Origin of the sequence: Allorhizobium paknamense (assembly GCF_030815125.1) — a bacterium.
Taxonomy (GTDB): Bacteria; Pseudomonadota; Alphaproteobacteria; order Rhizobiales; family Rhizobiaceae; genus Allorhizobium; species Allorhizobium paknamense.
In genome coordinates, this window is the sequence record NZ_JAUSWH010000008.1 from 147,367 (window position 1) to 169,442 (window position 22,076).

General features: G+C 58.8%; 23 protein-coding genes. 13 read left to right on the forward strand and 10 right to left on the reverse strand.

Going from position 1 to position 22,076, the window contains the following annotated elements; translation table 11 throughout:
- Position 1 precedes the first annotated feature (1 nt).
- Positions 2-688 (reverse strand): TetR/AcrR family transcriptional regulator, encoded by a 687-nt coding sequence (locus QO005_RS13785; protein WP_307158628.1) that lies wholly within the window; start codon positions 686-688, stop codon positions 2-4.
- 178 nt (positions 689-866) lie between these two features.
- Between QO005_RS13785 and QO005_RS13790 the strand changes: the two genes are divergently transcribed.
- The 8 genes from QO005_RS13790 (at position 867) to QO005_RS13825 (ending at position 7,883) form a co-directional block, all read left to right on the forward strand.
- The gene (locus QO005_RS13790) at positions 867-2,150 is read left to right on the forward strand and encodes an ABC transporter substrate-binding protein (protein ID WP_307158629.1); all 1,284 of its coding nucleotides are present in this window, start codon (positions 867-869) and stop codon (positions 2,148-2,150) included.
- Positions 2,151-2,217: 67 nt separating this feature from the next.
- Entirely contained in the window at positions 2,218-3,126 is a 909-nt protein-coding gene (locus tag QO005_RS13795; RefSeq protein WP_307158689.1) for a carbohydrate ABC transporter permease, read from the forward strand.
- Positions 3,119-4,003 (forward strand): carbohydrate ABC transporter permease, encoded by an 885-nt coding sequence (locus tag QO005_RS13800; protein ID WP_370878068.1) that lies wholly within the window; start codon positions 3,119-3,121, stop codon positions 4,001-4,003. The genes QO005_RS13795 and QO005_RS13800 overlap by 8 nt, the downstream gene beginning before the upstream one ends.
- Before the next feature lie 23 nt (positions 4,004-4,026).
- A complete protein-coding gene (locus QO005_RS13805; RefSeq protein WP_307158630.1) occupies positions 4,027-5,037 on the forward strand; it encodes a Gfo/Idh/MocA family protein in 1,011 nt (336 codons plus the stop codon).
- Between the two features lie 6 nt (positions 5,038-5,043).
- Positions 5,044-6,114, forward strand: a complete 1,071-nt coding sequence (locus tag QO005_RS13810; RefSeq protein WP_307158631.1) for a Gfo/Idh/MocA family protein — start codon at positions 5,044-5,046, stop codon at positions 6,112-6,114.
- A gap of 38 nt (positions 6,115-6,152) precedes the next feature.
- On the forward strand, positions 6,153-7,235 hold the full coding sequence (locus QO005_RS13815; protein ID WP_307158691.1) for an ABC transporter ATP-binding protein: 1,083 nt from the start codon (positions 6,153-6,155) through the stop codon (positions 7,233-7,235).
- Positions 7,236-7,537: 302 nt separating this feature from the next.
- Positions 7,538-7,723, forward strand: a complete 186-nt coding sequence (locus QO005_RS13820) for a hypothetical protein (RefSeq protein ID WP_307158632.1) — start codon at positions 7,538-7,540, stop codon at positions 7,721-7,723.
- Between the two features lie 10 nt (positions 7,724-7,733).
- Complete coding sequence (locus tag QO005_RS13825; protein ID WP_307158633.1) at positions 7,734-7,883, forward strand: hypothetical protein; 150 nt, start codon at positions 7,734-7,736, stop codon at positions 7,881-7,883.
- Positions 7,884-7,988: 105 nt separating this feature from the next.
- Here QO005_RS13825 and QO005_RS13830 read toward each other — a convergent pair whose 3' ends face one another.
- The 8 genes from QO005_RS13830 to QO005_RS13865 form a co-directional block, all read right to left on the reverse strand.
- Positions 7,989-8,495, reverse strand: coding sequence for a flavin reductase (locus QO005_RS13830; protein WP_307158634.1), 507 nt, complete (start codon positions 8,493-8,495; stop codon positions 7,989-7,991).
- 17 nt (positions 8,496-8,512) lie between these two features.
- Positions 8,513-9,277 (reverse strand): pyrimidine utilization protein D, encoded by a 765-nt coding sequence (gene rutD, locus QO005_RS13835; RefSeq protein ID WP_307158635.1) that lies wholly within the window; start codon positions 9,275-9,277, stop codon positions 8,513-8,515.
- Between the two features lie 13 nt (positions 9,278-9,290).
- Positions 9,291-9,680 (reverse strand): pyrimidine utilization protein C, encoded by a 390-nt coding sequence (gene rutC, locus QO005_RS13840; protein ID WP_307158636.1) that lies wholly within the window; start codon positions 9,678-9,680, stop codon positions 9,291-9,293.
- A 40-nt stretch (positions 9,681-9,720) separates the two neighbouring features.
- The gene (rutB, locus tag QO005_RS13845; RefSeq protein ID WP_307158637.1) at positions 9,721-10,458 is read right to left on the reverse strand and encodes a pyrimidine utilization protein B; all 738 of its coding nucleotides are present in this window, start codon (positions 10,456-10,458) and stop codon (positions 9,721-9,723) included.
- Positions 10,455-11,546 carry a pyrimidine utilization protein A gene (rutA, locus tag QO005_RS13850; RefSeq protein WP_307158638.1) on the reverse strand — a complete coding sequence of 364 codons (1,092 nt, stop codon included), beginning with the start codon at positions 11,544-11,546 and terminating at the stop codon, positions 10,455-10,457. Before rutA ends, rutB begins: the two co-directional genes overlap by 4 nt.
- 298 nt (positions 11,547-11,844) lie before the next feature.
- On the reverse strand, positions 11,845-12,765 hold the full coding sequence (locus QO005_RS13855; protein WP_307158639.1) for an ROK family protein: 921 nt from the start codon (positions 12,763-12,765) through the stop codon (positions 11,845-11,847).
- Positions 12,762-13,928 carry an N-acetylglucosamine-6-phosphate deacetylase gene (nagA, locus tag QO005_RS13860; RefSeq protein ID WP_370878073.1) on the reverse strand — a complete coding sequence of 389 codons (1,167 nt, stop codon included), beginning with the start codon at positions 13,926-13,928 and terminating at the stop codon, positions 12,762-12,764. The genes QO005_RS13855 and nagA overlap by 4 nt, the downstream gene beginning before the upstream one ends.
- A 20-nt stretch (positions 13,929-13,948) precedes the next feature.
- Complete coding sequence (locus QO005_RS13865) at positions 13,949-14,698, reverse strand: GntR family transcriptional regulator (RefSeq protein WP_307158641.1); 750 nt, start codon at positions 14,696-14,698, stop codon at positions 13,949-13,951.
- Positions 14,699-15,126: 428 nt separating this feature from the next.
- On the opposite strand from QO005_RS13865, the gene QO005_RS13870 reads away from it, so the two are divergent.
- From QO005_RS13870 to QO005_RS13890, 5 genes are all read left to right on the forward strand, one after another.
- Positions 15,127-16,314: a Gfo/Idh/MocA family protein gene (locus QO005_RS13870; protein ID WP_307158642.1), complete on the forward strand. Its 1,188-nt coding sequence runs from the start codon at positions 15,127-15,129 to the stop codon at positions 16,312-16,314.
- A gap of 10 nt (positions 16,315-16,324) precedes the next feature.
- A complete protein-coding gene (locus tag QO005_RS13875) occupies positions 16,325-17,209 on the forward strand; it encodes a carbohydrate ABC transporter permease (protein ID WP_307158643.1) in 885 nt (294 codons plus the stop codon).
- Entirely contained in the window at positions 17,206-18,063 is an 858-nt protein-coding gene (locus QO005_RS13880) for a carbohydrate ABC transporter permease (RefSeq protein WP_307158644.1), read from the forward strand. Before QO005_RS13875 ends, QO005_RS13880 begins: the two co-directional genes overlap by 4 nt.
- A 71-nt stretch (positions 18,064-18,134) precedes the next feature.
- Positions 18,135-19,337, forward strand: a complete 1,203-nt coding sequence (locus QO005_RS13885; protein ID WP_307158692.1) for an ABC transporter substrate-binding protein — start codon at positions 18,135-18,137, stop codon at positions 19,335-19,337.
- A gap of 92 nt (positions 19,338-19,429) precedes the next feature.
- Positions 19,430-20,560, forward strand: coding sequence for an ABC transporter ATP-binding protein (locus tag QO005_RS13890; RefSeq protein WP_307158645.1), 1,131 nt, complete (start codon positions 19,430-19,432; stop codon positions 20,558-20,560).
- A gap of 30 nt (positions 20,561-20,590) precedes the next feature.
- Here QO005_RS13890 and QO005_RS13895 read toward each other — a convergent pair whose 3' ends face one another.
- Positions 20,591-22,054, reverse strand: a complete 1,464-nt coding sequence (locus QO005_RS13895; protein ID WP_307158646.1) for a M81 family metallopeptidase — start codon at positions 22,052-22,054, stop codon at positions 20,591-20,593.
- Positions 22,055-22,076: the final 22 nt, after the last annotated feature.

The window sequence follows — 22,076 nt, forward strand, 5'->3', positions numbered from 1 at the left end:
TTCAGGGCTTGATCGAGGCCAATGTCACGCTGACAATATGTTCGCCCCACGCTTCCAGCGCCTCCTGCTGAAACAGATCGCGACCGAAGATCGTTGAAATCGTATGGCGATTGTTGAGATAGAAGAAGCCGAGGGCGGCAATGGTCATGTAAACGGAGAGCGGATCGATGTCCGGGCGAAACACGCCGCTTTTGGCGCCACGATCCAGCACCGACGATAATTCGCCGATAAAATGCGAATGCATGGCAGCCAGCGTTTTCGAACGCTTCAGATGCTGGGCCTTCAGGAGATTTTCCGTGGCCAGAAGGCTTAAGAATTCGGGGTGATTGAGGAAATATCGCCAGGTGAACAGCGCAAGGTCGCGCATGGCCTGCAACGGATCGCGATGGGCAAGATCAAGGCCCTTTTCCGCCTGACGGATGGCGCCGTAAATGCTTTCCAGCACCGCGAGGTAAAGCGCCTCCTTGTCCCCGAAATAATGGTAGAGCATGCGTTTATTGGTGCAGGCGCGGGCCGCAATCGCATCTACGCGCGCACCGCCATAGCCGTGGTGTGAAAACTCCTCCACAGCGGCGGCCAGAATGGCCGCGCGGGTAGCTCTCGGATCGCGCAGCAGCCTGCGTCCCGGCGTCGGCGGGGCTGATGCAGGCGGCGCAGCGTCGCCATTTGTCTTCAGGTTGTCGGTCATGCCCTTCTGACCTTATCCACAGAGATTGCCCCCGCATCCTGGCCGATGATTACGCAGCCCCATGTTGACCAGAATGTGGCTTGACAGCTTCATTATTTGCCGACAGTTTTGTAACCAAACGGTTATTTGTCGCAAGACAATTCGCAAGTTCATCTGGACAACTGGGGAGGAGACCAGGATGACACTGACGACGAACCGCCGTGGCATGCTTTTGGGAGGAGCTGCTACCTTGGGTTGCTTTTTGGCTGGGCGTGCGCTTGCTCAGTCTGAAACGCGGTTACGCTTCCTGTGGTGGGGGTCCAAGGAGCGTTCCGATCGCACCTATGCCGCCATCAACGCTTATCAGGCGAAAAATGCCGGGACCAGGATCGAGGGCGAATCCTTCGGCTGGGATAATTACTGGACGCGGCTGGCGACCCAGACGGCGGGCGGCAATGCTCCCGATCTGATCCAGATGGATTATCGCTACATCTTTGAGTATGCGCGGCGAAATTCGCTTCTCGACCTCACGCCCCACATGGGCAAGGGCTTGACGATCGATGATTTTGGCGCGGCCAATATCAATTCCGGCAAGGTGGACGGCAAGCTTTACGGCGTCAACCTGGGTGTGAACTCGTCCATCATGCTGTTCAACCGCACCGCCTGGGAAGAGGCTGGCGTCGAGCCGCCGCATGACGACATGAGCTGGGACGATTTTACCGCCGCCTGCGTCAAGCTGACAGAAGCCAAAAAGCGGCGGGCCTTTTACGGCACGCAGGATGGCAGCGGTCTGGAGCCGACGCTGGAATGCTGGCTGCGCCAGCGAGGTAAGGCGCTCTATTCTCCAAGCGGAGATGTTGCGTTTACCGCCGCCGACATGACCGACTGGTTCAAGATGTGGGCGGAGATGCGCAAGGCCAAGGCCTGCGTGCCACCGGATGCGCAGGCTCTTGATCAATTGACCATCGAAACCAGCATGGTGGCGCTTGGCAAGGCGGCTGTGGCTTTTGCCCATTCCAACCAGTTCATCGGTCATCAGGCCATCAGCAAGGAAAAGCTGGGCCTGACCAGCTATCCGCTGACGCCGGGCGGCAAGCCCGGACAGTACCTGAAGCCGTCCATGATGGTCTCTTTGTCGGCGCAGACAAAGAACCCGGATGCTGCGGTGGCGCTGATCAATTTCCTGGTGGAAGATCCGGAAGCTGCAAAGATCCTTGGCGTGGAGCGCGGCGTTCCGGCATCGGAGAAAATCCGCAATGGTCTGACGTCCAGCTTGAGCGACAATGAACAGCAGGTCGTTGCCTATATCGATCGGCTGACGCCCAAGGTTGGCGCCCTGCCGCCGCCGCCGCCGAATGGCGCGGGCGAAAACCAGTTCATGCTGAAAAAGATTGCCGAGGAAGTTGCCTTCGGCAAGACCAAGCCGGAAGACGGCGCGGCAAAGTTCGTTGAGCAGGCCGCCGCCAATATCAAGCGAGGCTGAGCGCGTGAGCCAGATCAGAAGCAATGCAGCCGGTGTCATTGACACCGGCAAGGCTGCCTCGCCACCATTGAAGGCGGTAGATACGCCCCTCCAGGCGGCCTTGCGGCGCAATGCGCCCGGCTATCTCTTTCTTCTTCCCTGGTTTGTCGGTTTTTTCGGGCTGACGCTCGGTCCGGCGATTGCCTCTCTTTATCTTTCACTGACGGATTACAATCTGCTGCAGTCACCGAACTTCGTTGGTCTTGCAAATTATGCCCGCATTGCCACGGCGGATGACAAGTTTGCCACCTCGCTGCATGTGACGCTGGTCTATGTGGTTCTGTCGGTGCCGCTCAAGCTGGTCTTCGCCCTGCTGGTGGCGCTGCTGCTCAATCGCGGTATTCGCGGGCTACCGGTCTACCGGGCGATTTTCTACCTGCCGTCGCTGCTGGGCGCCAGCGTTGCGATCTCCATCCTCTGGCGGCAATTGTTCGACGGTGACGGGGTGGTCAACATCCTGCTGTGGAACCTCTTCGGTATCGAAGGTCCAAGCTGGATTTCCAATCCGGACACCTCGCTCTACACATTGGTGGTGCTGGCAATCTGGCAATTCGGTTCACCGATGATCATTTTCCTCGCTGGCCTGCGGCAGATCCCCGTCGACCTTTATGAAGCGGCCAATCTGGATGGCGCCTCAAAAATCCGCATCTTCTACAAGATTACCCTGCCATTGCTGACGCCGGTGATTTTCTTCAATGCGGTGGTGCAGACCATCGATGCCTTCAAGGCCTTTACACCGGCCTATATCATCTCATCCGGCACCGGTGGGCCGATCGATTCCACGCTTTTCTACACGCTCTATCTCTATCAGGAAGCCTTTGGCTATTTCCGTATGGGATATGCGGCGGCGCTGGCCTGGATCCTGGTGGTGATCATCGCGCTGTTCACGGCCTTTTCCTTCCTGACCTCACGCTATTGGGTGCATTACGATGACTGACGCTCTCCTGACACCAGCAGGGCCGGATCACGCCCCGGAGGAGGGCAGGCCCTGGTATCTGTCCCTGTTGATCCATGCCGGATTGATCGCTGCCTCCGTCGTCATGCTCTATCCGCTGTTGTGGATGCTGGCGGGGTCGGTGAAGGACCAGAGCGAAATCTTCGGTCAGGCATCGCTTCTACCGGAAAAATGGGATTTCACCGCCTATACGCGCGGCTGGAGCGGCATGACCGTGTCCTTCGGCACTTATTTCTGGAATTCGCTGGTGATTGCCGTGCTCTCGGTCATCGGCAATGTACTGTCCTGCTCGCTGGCGGCCTTCGCCTTTGCGCGGCTGCAGTTCTGGGGGCGGAATTTTTGGTTCGCCCTGATGCTGGGCACGCTGATGCTGCCCTATCACGTCACGCTCATTCCGCAATATGTGCTGTTTCTGAAGCTGGGCTGGATCAACACCATCCTGCCGCTGGTCGTACCGAAATTCCTGGCGGTGGATGCGTTTTTCATCTTCCTGATGGTGCAATTCTTTCGCGGCATTCCGCGCGAACTGGATGAGGCGGCGATGATGGACGGCTGCAGCCCCTGGCGCATCTATTTCCGCATCATGCTGCCGCTGTCGCTGCCAGTGCTGGCGACGGCTGCCATCTTTTCCTTCATCTGGACCTGGGACGATTTCTTCGGTCCGCTGATCTATCTGAGCAATTCCGGCTCCTACACGGTGCAATTGGGGCTGCGGTCCTTCGTCGACTCCACTGGCAATTCCGACTGGAGCGGCTTGTTTGCCATGTCCAATCTCTCTCTCATTCCGGTGTTTCTGATCTTCCTCTTCTTCCAGCGCCTGCTGATCGAGGGAATTGCGACTGCCGGTCTGAAACGCTGATTGTCACTTTCAGGGATGTTTTCATGAGTTCTCTTCGTTTTGCGGTCATTGGTATCGATCACGATCATATTTTCGGGCAGGTGCAGTCGATGCTGTCGGCGGGCGCGGAACTGGTCGGGTATCATGCCGATGACAATGACCTGACGCGCCGTTTTGCCGAGACCTATCCCGATAGTCCGCGCGTCAGCGACAAGCGGCGGCTGCTGGAGGATGAAACCGTCGCGCTCATCGTCAGCGCCGCCGTTCCCGCCGACAGGGCGGCGATTGCCGTCGAAGCCATGCGTCATGGCAAGGATGTGATGGTGGACAAGCCGGGCGTGACAAGTTTCGAACAGCTTGCCGAGGTCAAGGCCGTTCAGGCAGAAACGGGGCGCATTTTCTCCATCTGCTATTCCGAACATTTCGAGACGGGCTCGACCGTCAAGGCCGGTGAACTCGTGCAGGCGGGCGCGATTGGCGACGTTATCCACACCACGGGGATCGGGCCGCACCGGTTGCGCAAGCCTCAGCGTCCCGGCTGGTTTTTCGAGCGGCAGCGCTATGGCGGCATTCTCTGCGATATCGCGTCGCATCAATGCGAGCAGTTTCTGTTTTTCACCAACAGTCTCGATGCCGAAGTGCTCTCCGCCACCGTTGCCAACCGTGCCAATCAGGATAAGCCCGGCCTCCAGGATTACGGCGACATTCACCTGCGGACGGGCAGCGCCACAGGCTATATCCGGGTGGACTGGTTCACGCCGGATGGCCTGCCGGTCTGGGGTGATGGGCGCTTGTTCATCCTTGGGACCGAAGGCACCATCGAGCTTCGCAAATATATCGATGTCGAAGGGCGGCCCGGCAAGGATCACCTTTTTCTGACAGATCGAAAGGGGACGCGCCATATCGATTGCTCCGGCGTTGAATTGCCTTACGGACGGCAATTGCTCGCCGATATTCGGGACCGGACCGAAACGGCCATGCCGCAGGCCCGCTGCTTCAAGGCCATGGAACTGGCGCTGACCGCCCAGCGGCTGGCCGAACAGGGCAGGGGGTAAGCAATCATGGCAAAGATCATGAAAGTTGCCCTCGTTGGTCTCGGGATCGGGCAGGCGCATATCGAGCGAGGCTATGCCCAGAACCGCGATATTCTGGAGGTGGCGGTGCTCTGCGATCTCGATCGCCAGCGCCTTGCGCAATGCGCCGAGCGCTTCGGTGTTGAGCGGACCACGACCTCCTATGATGAGGTTCTGGCGATGCCGGATATCGACATCGTCGATCTCTGCACACCGCCGATGGCGCATCTTGAGATGATCCTGAAAGCCTTGAAGGCGGGCAAGCATGTGATCTGCGAGAAGCCGCTGGTTGGTTCGCTGGCCGATCTTGACCTCGTCATGGCGGCGGAGCGGGAGGCTTCCGCGCGGCTCATGCCCATCTTTCAATATCGCTTTGGCGATGGCGCGCTGAAAGCCAAGCGCATCATCGAAGCCGGGCTTGCAGGCAAACCCTATGTCGCCACGGTCGAAACCCACTGGCGGCGCGAGGCGGATTATTATGACGTGGCCTGGCGCGGTAAATGGGCCACCGAACTGGGCGGGGTGCTGATGACCCACGCCATTCACCAGCATGACATGCTGACCTTTCTGATGGGGCCTGTCGCGCGGCTGTTTGGCCGCACGGCCACGCGCGTCAATCCTATCGAGGTGGAGGATTGCGTCAGCGCAAGCCTCTTGATGGAAAACGGCGCGCTGGCGACACTGAGCGCGACCTTGGGATGCGCGGAAGAGATCAGCCGGGTTCGTCTCTGCTATGAAAACGTGACCTTCGAGAGCAATCACGAGGCCTATAATCCCGGCGAGGATCCGTGGCGCATTCTCCCTGCAAGACCTGAGATTGGCGAACAGATCGATGCCTTGCTGGCCGGTTGGGAACCGGTGGGCAATCGCTATATCGGCCAGTTCCGGCAGTTTTACGAGGCGCTGCAATCTGGCGGTCCGCTGCCTGTGACGACCGAGGACGCCCGCCGATCGCTGGAACTGGTGACGGCCTTTTATCACTCCTCCGAAACCGGACAGGATGTGCTTCTGCCGCTGGATGCGTCCCATCCCAAATATCAGAGCTGGAGACCCGCATGACCGCACATCCCGTTCAGGCTAACCGCAGGGAGGCATCGATGGCGACACGGGTCGTTCTTGACAAGGTTTACAAGCGCTATGGCGAGTTGCAGGTCGTTCACGGCATCGATCTCACCATTGAGCCGGGGGAATTTGCAGTCTTCGTGGGTCCCTCGGGATGCGGGAAATCCACCCTTCTGCGGATGATCGCCGGGCTGGAGGCCATTTCCGGCGGCGCCCTGCTGCTGGATAATCAACGGATGAACGAGGTGCCCGCCTCGCGGCGCGGCATCGCCATGGTGTTTCAATCCTATGCGCTTTATCCACATATGACCGTCTATAAAAATCTGGCTTTCGGGCTGGAAACGGCAGGGATGAAGCGGGCGGAAATTGAGCCGCGTGTGGCGCGGGCGGCGGAAATTCTGAAAATCGGTCCGCTTTTGCAGCGCAAGCCGAAGCAGCTGTCCGGTGGTCAGCGCCAGCGTGTGGCCATCGGCCGGGCTATTGTGCGCGAGCCGAATATTTTTCTCTTCGATGAACCGCTCTCCAATCTCGATGCGGAATTACGGGTGCAGATGCGGGTGGAAATTTCCAAGCTGCATCAACGTCTCGGCAATACGATGATCTATGTGACCCATGATCAGGTGGAGGCTATGACCATGGCCGACAAGATCGTGGTGCTGAATGGCGGGCGCATCGAGCAGGTGGGCGCGCCGCTTGAGCTGTATAACCGGCCCGCCAATATGTTCGTGGCGGGCTTTGTCGGCTCGCCGCGCATGAATTTTCTGGAGGGTCGTGTCGAGGCTGACGCCGAGGGCGGGCTGAAACTGAGCATGGGAGAGGTGTCACTGCCCTTGCCGCAAGGCATGTCCGGGCTGCAGGCGGGTGAAAGCATTCACCTCGGCGCGAGGCCTGAACATATCGTGCTGGGGCAGTCCGGTCTGTCGCTCGGCGAGGCGCGGGTCGATCTGGTCGAGCAACTGGGTGGGCAGACCATTCTCTATGTTACGACCGCCTCCAGCCAGCCGCTTGCCGTGGCCTTGCAGGATCAGCAGGCCATTCGGGCCGGGGAGCGGGTGCCCCTGACCATTGATCCCAATCGCTGCCATATCTTCAAAGCCGATGGAAGGCGGCTGGGTTGAGATATTACAGCGACCTTTGTGCGCCAAATATGGCGCACAAAGGTCGCTGTAACACTTTTAATCTGCTGCATAATTTTCACCTTAAATCGATTCCGATTTAAGGAATTATGCAGTAACGGCCCTGACGGGTTTTCCGGGGGCGACGGTAGAGCCGACCGCGAAAGCGGCTCTTGAAGAACAAATTTGCTCCTCCGGCCCGTGATTATAGAACAGTAATTTTGTAGAAAATATTGACCTTCCGCCTTCTTCACGTCACACTGGTTAACACTCGCAACAATGCGTGAAGAGCAGGAGGAATGGAAATGGTGATTGCAGCCAACTTGTTTTCCTTCGATCTCTTCGGCCTGACACGCCGCAAGGGGGATGATGCTGGCAAGGAGCAGAAACCGGCTTCGGTTTCGTCTGAAACCCGGCAGAGTGATAGAGATGACGTGAAGCTGGGCGAGGCCCAGGGCATTTTCTATTTTGGTCTTTTTCCCGTTCTTTAAGGAGGCAAAGATGAGCACATTGCTTCGTTCTTCGCCGCGTGGCGACAGCCATTTCGTACACCAGCACCAGGGGGCATTGCGCGGTCTTGCGCAGAAACTGCCGATCATCGCTTGTGCTGCGGCTTTTCTCTTCGTGATCGTCGCGCTGTTTGCGCTTTGATCGGTGGGGAGGCACGGCAAGCCTCCCCGTAAGCTCTAACGACTTGTTTTTACGCCTTTCCGGACGGAAAACCGGATTCCACCTTCCTGGAAATGTTATGGAAATTCAAAGAGTGTGGTAGCCCCGTTGAAAATAGATCAGCGGGGCATTTTCATGGGTGTGAATGGCCAGAACCTGCGCGATAAGAATATCGTGGGTGCCGCCATCGACCATACGTTCGATGCGACAATCGAAGCTGGCGAGTGCATCGCTGAGAATGGGGCAGCCGGTATCTCCGCTTTCCCACGTTCCGGTCGCAAAGCGCTCCTGCATTGGCGTCTTCCCGCCGAACACCTGCGATACCGGCTGGTGCTGCTGGCCGAGTACGTTCACCGCAATGATGCCGTTCGCCTTGACCGCCGCGTAGGCGGATGACCCCTTGTTGAGGCAGACAAGCAGCGTAGGCGGCGTGTCGGATACGCTGCAGACGGCGGTGGCGGCAAAGCCAGCACGGCCTGCCTCGCCATCGGTGGTGACAATGGTCACGGCGGCGGCGAGATTGGCCATCGCCTCGCGATAGGCGGCACGGGCCTGTTCGGCTTCGGTTATCATGTCGTCACTGCGGGCCAGCATGCTCGCTTCTCCTGTTTCTACCGTCTCAAAAAATCAACGACAGTTTTGTTGAACGTTTCCGGATGGACGACATTGACGGCATGGCCGCCACTTTCCATCAGCTCAAGCGTCGCATCTGGCAGGCCTTCGGCCAGACGCAGCGATCTTTGATAGGGAACGAGCAGATCGTCCCGGGTAGCCAGCACGAGGGTGCGTGTGCTGATCGCGCCCAGCCGATCATCCACATTGAAAGCGCGAAGCGCTGCGATGCGGCGGCGGATATTGGTCTCGCCCTGGAAGTGCGCAAGACCATGGGCTTCTTCCTGTGCCAGCCGTTCGGTTTGCTCGCTCATCCACCATGCCGGATAGAGAAAAAGCGGCTGCGCTTTCAGAAAGGCAGGAATACCTGATTTTTCAAGCAGTTCCAGCCGGATATCGAAGCAGCGGCCCGAATGTGGATCGGCCTTGCTCCAGGCATTGATCAGCACCAGGCTTTCCAGGCGCTCCGGGCAGCGCAAGGCGAGGTCGAGACCGATCAACCCGCCCAGCGCATGGCCCATGAGGTGAAAGCTGGACAGGCCAAGCGTGTCGGCAATCTCCAGCACATCCTCCGCCATGGCGCGGATGCCGCCGTCTGGCGGCACCTCGCCGCCGGTTCTGCCGCAGCCGCGATGATCATAGGTGATAACGCGAAAATGGGGCGTCAGCGCCTGCAATTGCGCGGCCCAGTAACCGGCGGAGCCGCCGAGCCCGGAGGAGAGGATCAGCGCCGGGCCGTTTTCGCCATGAACGTCGTAATGCATCGATCATCCAGGCTCAGGCTTTGCCGATATGGGCGACGGTGGCAATTTCCACCAGCGCATCCGGCTTGACGAGGCCGCATTGCACGCAATAGCGTGCCGGCTTGTCGCCGGGGAAATATTCGGCATAGATCTTGTTGATGGCCTGGTAGTTGGCCCAGTCGGTGAGGAAGATGTGGTTCATGGTCACATCCTCCATCGTGCCGCCCGCCGTTTCGATCACCGATTTGATGAGTTCCAGCACATGCCGGGTCTGGGCAGCGGCATCGCCGACATGCACGACATCATTGTTCTTGTCGAAGGGCAGCGTGCCGGAGACGTAGAGCACGCCATCGGCAAGGGCACCGGGGGAATAGGGGGCGATGGGCTTTTGCGTGCCTTCAGGAACGATAATGGTCTTGGGCATGGAAGATCCTTTCGAAGAATGAGAGCGGAATGGGACGCGATCAGGCCGGAGCGGCCTGACCGATGGCGCCGCAGAAATCATTGACGGTGGAAACCCAGCCGAAGAATTTCTCGACATTATAGACTGTGGCCTGCTGGATATAATCCGGGCCGAGATGGTGGGTGGCGTCTTCCAGCATCACGCCGAAATATTCGAGATGGAAGGCATCCCGGAGCGAGCTTTCCACGCAGACATTGGTGGCAATGCCGACAAAGACGAGATTGCGAATGCCGCGCGCGCGCAGCACGCTGTCCATATTGGTGTTGAAAAAGCCGGAATAGCGGGTTTTCGGCACCAGAATGTCACCGGGTTTCGGCTGAAGTTCATCGACAATCGCATAATCCCAGGTGCCCTTGGCCAGAAGCTGCCCCTGAAGCTCGGGCCGCGCCCGCATGGTTTTAAGCGCGTTCGACTTATGCCAGTTGGGGGAGCCGGGGCCGCCTGCTTCGATATAATCCTTGTCCCAGCCATTCTGGAAATAGACCACCAGCACGCCTGCGGCGCGGGCGGCATCCAGCGTCTTGCGGATGTTGGAGATGGTGGATTTCGCGCCGGAAATATCAAAGCCCGCCAGATCCACGTAACCGCCTTCGGTGGAATAGGCGTTTTGCATATCCACCACCACCACGGCTGTTTCGCTGGGCTTGAGGGTAATCGGTTCGGGTCTTGCGGGCAGCGTTACGCTGGCCGCATGATCGGGACGAGGCTGATAGCCGGCGGCAGTCACAGGCGTGCTCATTCAGCGGCCTCCAGCGCAGGCTTGATGTGCTGGCGGCTCTTCATCAGCGGCTGGACATATTTGCCAAACTTCTCGATGCCTTCCACGAAATCGTCAAAAGTCAGCATGACGCCGCCAGTGCCGGGCACTTCGCTCATTTCGTCCAGCATGGCCGCAACTTCCGCATAGGAGCCGATGATCGTTCCCATGTTGATATTGACGGCGGAAACCGGGTTCGACATGTGGCGGACATTGGTGTCCGAACCGGATTTCGTATCGGCAGCACTTTGCAGGCCAAGCCATTTGATGGCTTCCTCATCGGCGCCCACTTTATAATGCTCCCACTTGGCCCACGCCGCTTCGGATGTCTCTTCCGCCAGCACCATGGTCAGCACGAATGAGCGCACATCGCGGCCCGTTTTCTCGGTGGCGGCCAGCAGGCGCTGGTTGGTGGGCGCAAAGGCCTTCGGTGTGTTGACGCCAACGCCGAAGCAGAAGCTGTAATCGGCAAAGGTGGCGGAGAAGGCGAGGCCCTTGTCGGAAGAGCCTGCGCAGATCAGCTTCACATCCCCTTCCGGCACCGGCTTCATCCGGCAGTCGTCCATGGTGAAATGCTTGCCCTTGAGATCGGAAACGCCCGTCGTCAGCAACTCCTTCAGCACGGTCGTATATTCCGAGAGGTATTCGTAGCGATCGCCGAAATAGTCGTCGCCCGGCCACAGACCCATCTGGCTATATTCAGGACGTTGCCAGCCGGTGACGAGATTGACGCCAAACCGGCCGCCGGAGATGGAATCGATGGTGGTTGCCATGCGCGCAACGATGGCTGGCGGCATGACCAGCGTGGCCGCCGTGCCAAACAGCTTGATCTTGGAGGTGACGGCGGCAAGGCCTGCCATCAGGGTGAAGGATTCCAGATTGTAATCCCAGAATTCCGTCTTGCCGCCAAAGCCGCGCAGCTTGATCATGGAAAGCGCAAAATCGAATCCGTATTTCTCGGCTCGTAGCGTGATTTCCTTGTTGAGTTCGAAACTCGGCTTGTACTGCGGCGCATTTTCGGAAATGAGCCAGCCATTATTGCCGATGGGAATGAAAACGCCGATTTCCATGTCTTGCTCCTGCCTCTGGTGTGCGGGGCGTGCGCCCGTTTGACAAAAGAGAAGCAATGACTGTGCCAGTTTGAAAAGTGATGCAAAGTCAGAGGCTTGGAATTCTGATGGTCAAAAAATTTATCAAAAGGTCAAAAATGAAGGTGGGTTGCGTCATTTTGCCCGTTTTCACGCCGCTCGGGCGGCCACGCTGCATGTCGGGCAAGCGGAGGTGAAGGCGTCGTCCCTGGAGCCTGGAATTAACTATTTGAATTTATGAAGAAAGGATTGCCTTTAGGCAAAGGAAGAGTGTGCCCGCTTATTGGGCAGGGCGAGCAGATGTCTTTAATCCCAGCAGTGCGGCGCCCATCAGGCCGGGTTCGATCCGGCATTCGGCGGGTACGACAAGCGGGCGCTGGAACTGCCGTAAAATGCGCCGGCGCACGGCCTGATCGATGGAGGCTACCAAGCCTGTTGCGTTGGAAAGCCCGCCAGCCACCGGAATAATCGTCGCGCCCGTCAGGTTGACGGTCAGCGCCAAGGGCGCGGCAATAATATCGACAAACACATCGATCGTGCGGCTGGCGGCGCTGTCGCCTTCCGTCCAGCGCTCAACAATGCTTTCGCTTGTGCGGGCTTCGCCATGCAGATGCTGGTGCAGCCTTTCCAGTCCTCTGGCGCTGCATGTGGCATCAATACAGCCCGCCTGGCCGCAGCCACAGGCAAAGCGCGGTATGGCTGCGGGCGGATTGCCCGCAAGCGTGGCGGCGATGGGTCCATGCCCCCACTCCCCCGCGAAGCCGCCATCGGCATTGATCAGGCTGCCATCGATGACCAGGCCGCCGCCCACACCTGTGCCGAGAATGATCCCGAATACGACGCGGTGGCCGCGCGCAGCGCCAAGCCCGGCTTCCGCCAGCACGAAGCAGTCGGCATCATTGGCAATCAGCACCGGCAGGCCGAGAGCGGTTTCCAGATCCTGTTTGAGCGGCCTGCCATGGATACAGGGGATATTGGCGACCACGGTATTTTGGGTATCCGGATCGATGATGCCGCAGATGGAAATGGCCACACAGTCCGGCTTTTCATCGGCCTGATCGATTACGGATTGCAGGGCGGACACAAAGGCTGCGAAATCCTGCGTCGGGGTGGGCAGCCGGGGCAGGGGGCGAATGTCGTCGGGTGAAAAGGCGAGCGCCCCTTTGATGGCCGTGCCGCCAATGTCGAAACAGACGATCATGATCTTTTCGCCTCATACACGCAGCGTCCGCCGATCCAGGTGGCCGTCAATTCAAGCTTCGGGGTGAGAAACAGGAAATCGGCATCCTTGCCGGGAAGGAGAGCGCCCTTGCTGGCCGCTCCGATTGCCTCTGCGGGATGGAGGCTTGCCATATTAAGGGCCTCCGGCAACGGCACGCCAAGCTTTTCCGTGACGAAGCGCAGGCAGGCGAGCATGTCGATATCGGCTCCGGCCAGCGTCCCATCGGCCAGCGTCAACCGGCCATTGCGACGGTAGACCATGCGGCCGTTCAGTTCGAAGCTTTCATCATCCACGCCAATGGTGCTCATGGAATCGGTAACGAGGAAAATCCGTCCCGGCCCTCTCTTTGCCCGCAGCGCCAGCGTCATGCAGGCAGGATCGACGTGAAAACCATCGGCAATCAGACCGCAGGAAAGCTCCGGCAGGAAAAGACCCGCGCCAACCAATCCCGGCTCTCGATTGGTCAACTGGCTCATGGCGTTGAACAGGTGGGTGACGATGCTGGCCCCGGCGGCCACATAGTCGCGAAAGGTCTCGAAGCGTTCATCCGTATGACCGAGGCTGACGACATAGCCCGCCTCGCTCAGAGCCCGCACCTGCGCGGTGGTGACGCTTTCGGGTGCGATGGTGGTGAGCGCATAACCAAACTGCCCGGCCTGATCGAGAAGGAAAGCGAGATCCTCCTCCGTCATCCTGCGGATCAGGGCCGGGTCGTGCGTGCCTTTGCGGGCAAGGGAAAGATGTGGCCCTTCGAGGTGCAGGCCCAGATAGCCTGGAACCTGCGCTTTCAGGGCCTCACAGCCGGCCTGCAAGGCTTCTGGCAGAATGTCGGGCCTGTCAGTGATCAGGGTCGGGAGCAGCGCCGTGGTTCCGAAGCGGGCGTGGGCGGCGCAGATGCGCCGAATGGCTCCAAGGCTGGTGTCATTGTTCAGGAGAACGCCGCCGCCACCATTGACCTGCAAATCCACGAAGCCGGGGACGACGAAGGCGCCGCTCGCATCCACAAGGGCAATGTCGGCGGGTAATGCGCCCTGTTGTATCCGAGCCTCGATCTTGCCTTCCCTGACCAGTAGGGCCTGCCCTGTTTGAAACTGTGTTCCATCGAAAATCTGCCCGCCTGTGATGGCGTAGGGCGCGCGGATGTCAGGCAAGGCGTTGTCCATCAGGATTCCAGAGTCAGTTCGGCCACGAGGTCATACGCGTCATGGCGGTAAAGGGCGCGGGAGACTTCCATGACCCTGCCCGTGTCGAGATAGGCGATGCGCTGCACGGAAAGGGCCGGCGATCCTGCGGATACGCCGAGTAGCTCCGTCTCGTCATCCTTCAGCAGAACGGCTGAAATGCGCTGATTGGCGCGCACCGGGCGGATGCTCCGCTGCCCGAGCAGATGATAGAGTGAGTTTTCCACCGTTTCCGGGTCGGGCAGGAGATCGTCCGGCAGGCTGGTGCGCTCCAGCGCAATCGGCATGTCGTTCGCGGTGCGGATGCGGATGAGGCGTGCCACCCGCGCCGAACTGCTCAGGCCAAGCGCCATGGTTTCCTCCGGGGTGGGGAAATGCAGGCCACGCTCCAGCCAATGCGATCCCGCGATCATGCCCCGGCGGCGCATGTCTTCCGAAAAAGAGGTAAGGCGTGTCAGCGGCTGCTGCATGCGGGGAACGGGCTTGGCGACGAAGGTGCCCGAGCCGCGGCGGCGGACGAGAAGCCCGTCCTCGACCAGATGATCCAGAGCCTTGCGAACCGTGACCCGGCTGATGTCGGCTGCGTCCGCAATGTCCCGCTCCGGCGGCAAGGCATCGCCGTGGCGCAGTTGGCCGTTGGCCACGGCTTCTTCGATCAGCCGCTTCAATTTCACGTAAAGCGGACCGCCTGAACTTGTCTGCAGCCTGTGCAATGGAAGCGTTTGCGTCATGCCCTGTCCTTGCCCCACGGCGTCTTTGGATGCAACCGGCATTTTTCGTCCTGTTCGGCGGCAGGCGAGAAGGAAACCGTACCAAGACAATACCAGTTTCCGGCTTTGGTGCAATTGGTTATGTCGTTTTGCCGGAATGGCGGTAAAAATGCTGATATTTCAGCGAAAATAGCCCTCTTGATGAAGAATTTCAATTCGTGCTGGACGATTGGCATTTTTTTGGTATGGTTTGTTAAAACACGTTAAACAGGCTGAAGGCGGCGGGCTGGGTTGCGGTCCATCGACCTGGAGAGATCGAGGGGCAGGCGACAAGGACTAGGGTTTTGAAAATCATTTTCGCGTTTGGATGCGAATTTGGCCCTGACTTGACGATGCGCTGAAAATTTCTCAGGCTGAAGAAAATAAGTTACAAACAGGGGAAGATATCGATGAAGGTCGCCATTATCGGGCTCGGATTCCGCATGGGCTATCTCGGTCGGGTGTTCGCCGAACTCGATCCGACGTTCGAGATCGTGGGCTATGCGGATCCTTCTCCTGCCGGTCTTCCTGGTTTGACGGAGGCCGGGATTCCCGTTGGCAAGCGCTATGAAACGCCTGAAGCGCTGATTGCCGGTGAGCGTTTCGATCTTTTGATGATCGGTTCACCCAACCACATGCATCTTGGCCATATCCGCATGGGGCTTGAGGCAGGGCTGACAGTGTTTACGGAAAAGCCCATCGTCATTTCCATCGCTGAAAGTCTGGAATTGGCGCGTTTGCTCAACACTCATGGGCATGATCGGCTGCTTGTCGGTCTGGTGCTGCGCTACTCGCCGCTCTATCGCGATCTGCGGGCGGCGCAGGCTCAGGGCAGTCTGGGTGACGTGGTCTCCATCGAGGCATCCGAGCATATCGAACCCTATCATGGTGCATTCTTCATGCGCGACTGGCGGCGCTATGGCCGCTATACCGGCGGCTTCATGCTGGAGAAATGCTGCCACGACCTCGATCTTTACAATGGCGTCGTCGGAGCGAGGCCGCGCTTTGTCGCGAGTTTCGGCGGGCGCAAAAGCTTTGTGCCGCAGAATGCGCCGGAGCCGGGCGTCAACGATCTGGAGATCTACCACCGCAAGCCGAGCGGCTGGATGGGCTCCGACAAGGTGTTCGACAGTGATGCCGATATCATCGACTACCAGACAGCCATCATCGAATACGAGAATGGTGTGGCAATGACCTTCCATACCAATCTCAATGTTCCGGACCAGTTTCGCCGCTTCTGCGTCATCGGCTCGAAGGGCATGGCGGAGGGCGATTTCGTGCGCGGCTACCTGGATGTGCACAGTGCCCGCACCCATGAAAAGCTGGTGGACAAGCGCTATTCGGCACCTTCCGAAAAATCCCAGCATTATGGCGCGGACGAGCAGATGGCAGCGGATGTGCTGGCTTTTATTCAGACCGGCGCGAAGCAGCCGGTGTCGGCGCTCGACGCCATCGAGGCTGGCATTCTGGCGCTTGCCATCGATCAGGCCAGGTTGAGCCGCACCGTCGTGGATCTTGCGCCGCTCTGGAAGGAATATGACGCCTGCCTGCACGGCGATGATGCGGGCCGTGACGTGCCCGTGGCAAAGCAAGCCTGAGGAGGCGGCCATGGATGCGAAGCGTAGTTCCCTTCTCTTCGCCTGGCTGCTGCTGCTTCCGGCGGTTCTTTATATTACCGTCATCGTCGCCTATCCGCTGGTCGATACGGTCATCCTGTCCTTCACCGATGCCTCGCTGAAGCGCACCACCAACTGGGTCGGCTGGCTGAACTATCAGAAGATCTTCAATGCGACTTTTGCGGATGTGATTATCCGCACCTTCGTCTGGACCTTCTTTTCCGTCTCCATCAAGATGATCATTGGCGTCTTCGGCGCGGCCATGCTGAATTCCGCCGTGCCGGGGCGCACGCTGTTTCGCATCCTTACCATGCCGCCCTGGATCGTGCCGATGGCTATTGGCATTTTCATGTGGGGCTGGATGTATAATGGCCAGTTCGGCATGATTTCAGGGCTGTTGCAACGTTTTGGTCTCGTGGATGGCCCGGTGGCCTTTCTCGCCTACGGCTCTACCGCCTTCTGGGCGACCATCTTCACCGATGTCTGGATCGGTGTGCCCATGGTGACGCTCTACATGCTGGCCGCCATGCAGGCGATCCCCGACGATCTCTATGAGGCCGCCTGGACCGATGGCGCGGGCCGTTTCTACCGCTTCCGCCGCATCACGCTGCCGCTTTTGAAGCCGGCGATGATCACCATGTCGATGCTCTCGCTGATCTCGACCTTCAATTCCTTCGACATCATCTGGATCCTGACGCAAGGCGGCCCCACCGGCTCCACCACGACGATGATCATCGATACCTACAAGACGGCCATTGGCTCCAACAAATACGGTGAAGGGGCCGCGCGCGCCGTGCTGATCTGCATTTTCCTGTCGATCTTCTGCTTTGCCTATTTCCGTGTCACCAGCCGCCTTTCCACAGGAGACAAGCGATGAGCAAGCCGCCCTCCCTGATGAACCGCTACCGCTGGTATGAGATTATCGGCATTTATGCCGGTATCGCGGTGTTTCTGAGCTTCGTGCTGTCTCCCTTTGTCGAAGGGTTTCTGGTTTCGCTGAAGCCACTCAGCCAGCTTTTTTCCTCGCCCTATCGTTTCTGGCCTGAAAATGGCTCGTTCGAGGCCTATCGCACCATGTGGGAGCATGTGCCGGGTTTTGGCTGGTACATGTTCAACTCGCTGTTCATTTCCTCCGCCATTACGCTGATTACGCTGATCCTCGTCATTCCGGCGTCCTACGCTTTTGCGCGGTTCGAATTTCGTGGCAGCGCGCTGCTTCTGGGAGGCTTTCTGGCGGTCAAGATGTTCTCCGGTGCGGTGCTGCTTATCCCGCTGTTTCGGTTGATGCGCTCCTTCGGCCTGCTGAACACCTATTTTGCGATGATCGTCCCGGGTGTTGCCTTTATCATTCCCTCCGCAATCTGGCTGCTGCGCACCTATATGATGCGCATTCCCAAGGAACTGCACGAGGCGGCCTATGTGGATGGCGCCAGCCATTTCTATACGCTGCGGCGGGTCATCCTGCCGATCTCCATGCCGGGTATTGCGGTGGTGGCCATCAGCGCCTTCATCGAGGCCTATGCACAGCAGTTCATCTATGCGCTGACCTTCAATTCCAAGAGTGAATACATGCCACTGCCGGTCGGGCTGTTTGCCTATTTCGGGCGTCAGGAAGTGGTGTGGAACGAATTGATGGCTGCGAGCTTCGTCGGCATAGCGCCTGCCATGATCGCGATTTTCTTCATGCAACGCTACCTCGTCAGCGGCCTGACCGCCGGCGCGGTGAAATAACGGATCTGGAACAAGAGCGGATCTAACCTGTCAACAAAGGGGAACAGGACATGAAAAAGACCTTCATCATCATGACCGGGGCGCTGTCGCTGCTGGCTGGAACGGCGCTGCCGGGCCTGGCGGCGAATAAGGAAATCAGCTGGATCTATTGCGGTGACAAGATCGATCCGGTGCATGAAAAATACATCAAGCAGTGGGAAGAGAAGAATTCGGGCTGGAAGATCGCGCCGGAAGTCGTGGGCTGGGCGCAATGCGAGGATAAGGCGACGACACTTGCTGCCTCAGGTTCTCCGGCTGCCATGGCCTATGTTGGCTCCCGCACGCTGAAGGAATTCGCCCAGAACGACATGATCGTGCCGGTGCCGATGACGGATGCGGAAAAGAAAAGCTATTATCCGCATATCGTCGACACCGTGACCTTCGACAATAACCAGTGGGGCGTGCCGATCGCCTTCTCCACCAAAGCACTCTACTGGAACAAGGATCTCTTCAAGAAGGCAGGGCTCGATCCCGAAACGCCGCCGAAGACCTGGGCGGAAGAAATCGCCTTCGCCAAGCAGATCAAGGAAAAGACCGGCATTGCCGGCTATGGCTTGCCTGCCAAGACTTTCAATAACACCATGCACCAGTTCATGCATTGGGTTTATACCAATAACGGCCAGGTGATCGACAAGGACGGCAAGATCACCATGGACAGCCCGGAGGTTCTGGCAGCCCTTCAGGCTTACAAGGATATCTCGCCCTATTCGGTGGAGGGCGCGACCGCCTATGAGCAGAATGAAATCCGCGCCATCTTTCTCGATGGCAAGGTGGGCATGATCCAGTCCGGCTCTGGTGCGGCGACGCTGCTGCAGAAGACCAATATCAATTGGGGCATTGCACCGCTGCCGCTCGGGCCTTCCGCCAAGGGACAGGGCACGCTCCTGATTACCGACAGTCTTGCCGTGTTCAAGGGCTCGGGCGTTGAGGAGAAGGCCATCGAATTCGCCAAATTCATCACTTCGCCGGAGCCGCAGGGCGAATATGAGTTGCAAGGTGGTGCTGGTCTCACCCCGCTGCGTCCCTCGGCCAAGGTGGATGAATTCGTGAAGAAGGATCCCTATTGGAAGCCGCTGATCGATGGCATTGCCTATGGCGGTCCGGAGCCGCTCTTCACCGACTACAAGGGCTTCCAGAACGTGATGATCGAGATGGTTCAGTCCGTCGTGACCGGTAAGGCCGAACCGGAAGCCGCGCTGAAGAAGGCAACAGGCGAGCTGGAGCAATATAAGTGATCGTGAGCGAGGGGCCTGGAACTGCAGGCCCCTTTCCTTGCGGGTCAGGATAGACGCAGCCGGATACACCGGTTGGCTGGAGATGGATGAACGTGGGTCAGCTTTATCTGAACAAGGTGGTGAAAACCTATGGCCATTTCGAGGTCATCAAGGGGGTGTCGCTCGATATTCCCGAGGGTGAATTCGTCGTTTTCGTCGGTCCGTCCGGCTGTGGGAAATCCACGCTGTTACGAATGATTGCCGGACTGGACGACACCAGTGCCGGCGATATCGTCATCGACGGCGAGCGTGTCAACGACCTGCCACCGGTGAAGCGCGGCATTGCCATGGTGTTCCAGTCCTATGCGCTGTATCCGCATATGAGTGTGTTCGAAAACATCGCCTTCCCTTTGCGGGTGGAAAAACGTCCTGAGGCTGAAATCCGGGACAAGGTGGAGCAGGTTGCGCGCATCCTCAAGCTCGATCAGCGTCTCAATCAGAAGCCGGGGCAATTGTCCGGGGGGCAGCGCCAGCGCGTTGCCATTGGCCGCGCCATTGTTCGCGAGCCGAAAATCTTTCTGTTCGATGAGCCGCTTTCCAATCTGGATGCGGCGCTGCGTGCGGACATGCGCATTGAACTGACGCGGCTGCACCGCGACCTGAAAGCCACGATGATCTATGTGACCCATGATCAGGTGGAAGCCATGACCATGGCCGACCGCATCGTGGTGCTGAATGGCGGCCATATCGCGCAGGTGGGCATGCCGCTCGAACTGTACCACAAGCCTGACAATCTGTTCGTGGCAGGTTTTATCGGCAATCCGAAGATGAATTTTCTTCCCGTTCTCTGCAAGGGCGTCTCGGATGAGGGTGTGACCGTTGCCTATGGAGAGCAGCACATCACCGTGCCGGTGCGGGGAGAGGTTGCGCATATGGGCATGGAACTGACGCTCGGCATTCGTCCGGAACATTGCGGGCTGGGCCGCGGCGACCTGACCATCCATCTCAGCCCCGGCGTGATCGAGAGACTGGGTGTCAACACCATTGCCTATGCGACCCTTGCCGATGGCGCGGCCTTTAGTGCCCTATTGACAGGTTCCGCGCCGGTTCAGGTGGATCAACCGATGTCTGTCGCCATTGCTGCGGATCATTGCCATCTCTTTGACAGCCAGGGCAAGGCGCTGGAGCGGATGATGGACTGGCGGGACCAAATTCTGCCGGTTGCGATGACGGCGGCGGAATAAGGCACCTGCGCTGGAGGAAGCCGGTCAAGCTCAATCACTGCCGTGCGGATGATCCACGATCGGCCAGATGTCGCGCCGGGCATGCCTGTAGGGCGTGACCTTCGGGTCATTGGGATAGGGCCTGCCTGCGGAACAATAGACAATATCGGCGGCAATCCTCGAAAAGGCAGCATGAAAATGGTTGGTGGACTTGATGACCAGAAGCCGTTTTTGCAAAGGATCGATATCCAGCGCGGTGAACAGCGACGGGTCGTAGCTCTGGACCCGCACCGAGCCCAGGACCACGTCGATACCGCGAAAATGCACATGCGCCGCATCGCCAAAGGGGGCAATGCTGGCGCCAAAGCGCATCTCGGCCTGACGTTTCAGCCTTTTCACCGTGACCCGGGCATCGATGGGATGGCCAGTGCCAGGGGCGGATTTGGCGCCAAAGCGCAGCGGGATTTCCGCCCCTTCGCCCGCCGCCATGCAGATCTGCACCGCAACCGGATCCCAGATCAGGCCAATCGCAACATTTTCAATGCCGCGCGCCAGCAATTCCTCAAGGATAACGGTGGAGTCGCCTGCGGTTCCGCCGCCGGGATTGTCCCAGACATCGGCAATCACCACTGGCGATCCGGGGGTGGCCAGCGCCGTGGTGATCGCCTCGCGCTCGTCAAGTTGCGGCACCATGAAGGTGCCGCGTTTGGCAAACAGTTCAAGGCCCAGTTCCCGTGCAAGGGCCGCACCCTTTTCGGGAGAGGCATTGGTCACGGCAAGAATTTTCGTGCCCATGTCCGGCACATCGCCAGCCATGAACCCATGGATGACGGAAAGAGAGAGAATGTCCGGATCTTCCGCTTCGATCCGCTTCAGCTTGTCCACGAAGCTGCGCATGGGCTCGCGCGAGGTGGGGAAGACGTCGATCATCCGGCAATCGAACACCGACATCGCCGGTTTGACCCGTCCTTCAAGCGTATCGATGGCGATACGCCACAAATCTTCCGCCCGCTCGACAAAATCGGTGTGCGGAAATTCCTTGAAGACGACCAGGACATCCGTGGCATTGACGCGCCTTTGCGTCAGATGGCTATGGGGGTCGAGTTCGGCGCAAAGCAGAATATCGGGACCGATAAGAGCGCGGATTCGCTCCAGAAAATCCCCTTCCGGATCCAGATAGCCGTTGGCGATCATGGCGCCGTGCAGGCCGAGTATGACGGCATCCACCGGCAGCGCCGCCTTCAATTGTGCGAGAATTTCGTCTCGCAGGCTTTCATAGGCATCGCGGTTGATGAGCCCGGCAGGGTCTGCCCAGGCTGCCGTTCCTTCAATCAGCGTCCAGCCTTTTTCCCGGCAGATGTTGCGCCCCACCGTGATCGGGGCTGTGCACAGTGTCGGGGTGGCCGGATGCATGCCGGGTGGCGCGTAGAGCGACTCCTCGAAGGCGCGCCGGTCGATGCAGATCGGGGAAAAACTGTTGGTTTCCGTAGCCAGTGCGGCGGTGAATATTCGCACCCGTATTTCCCTTCCTGTACGC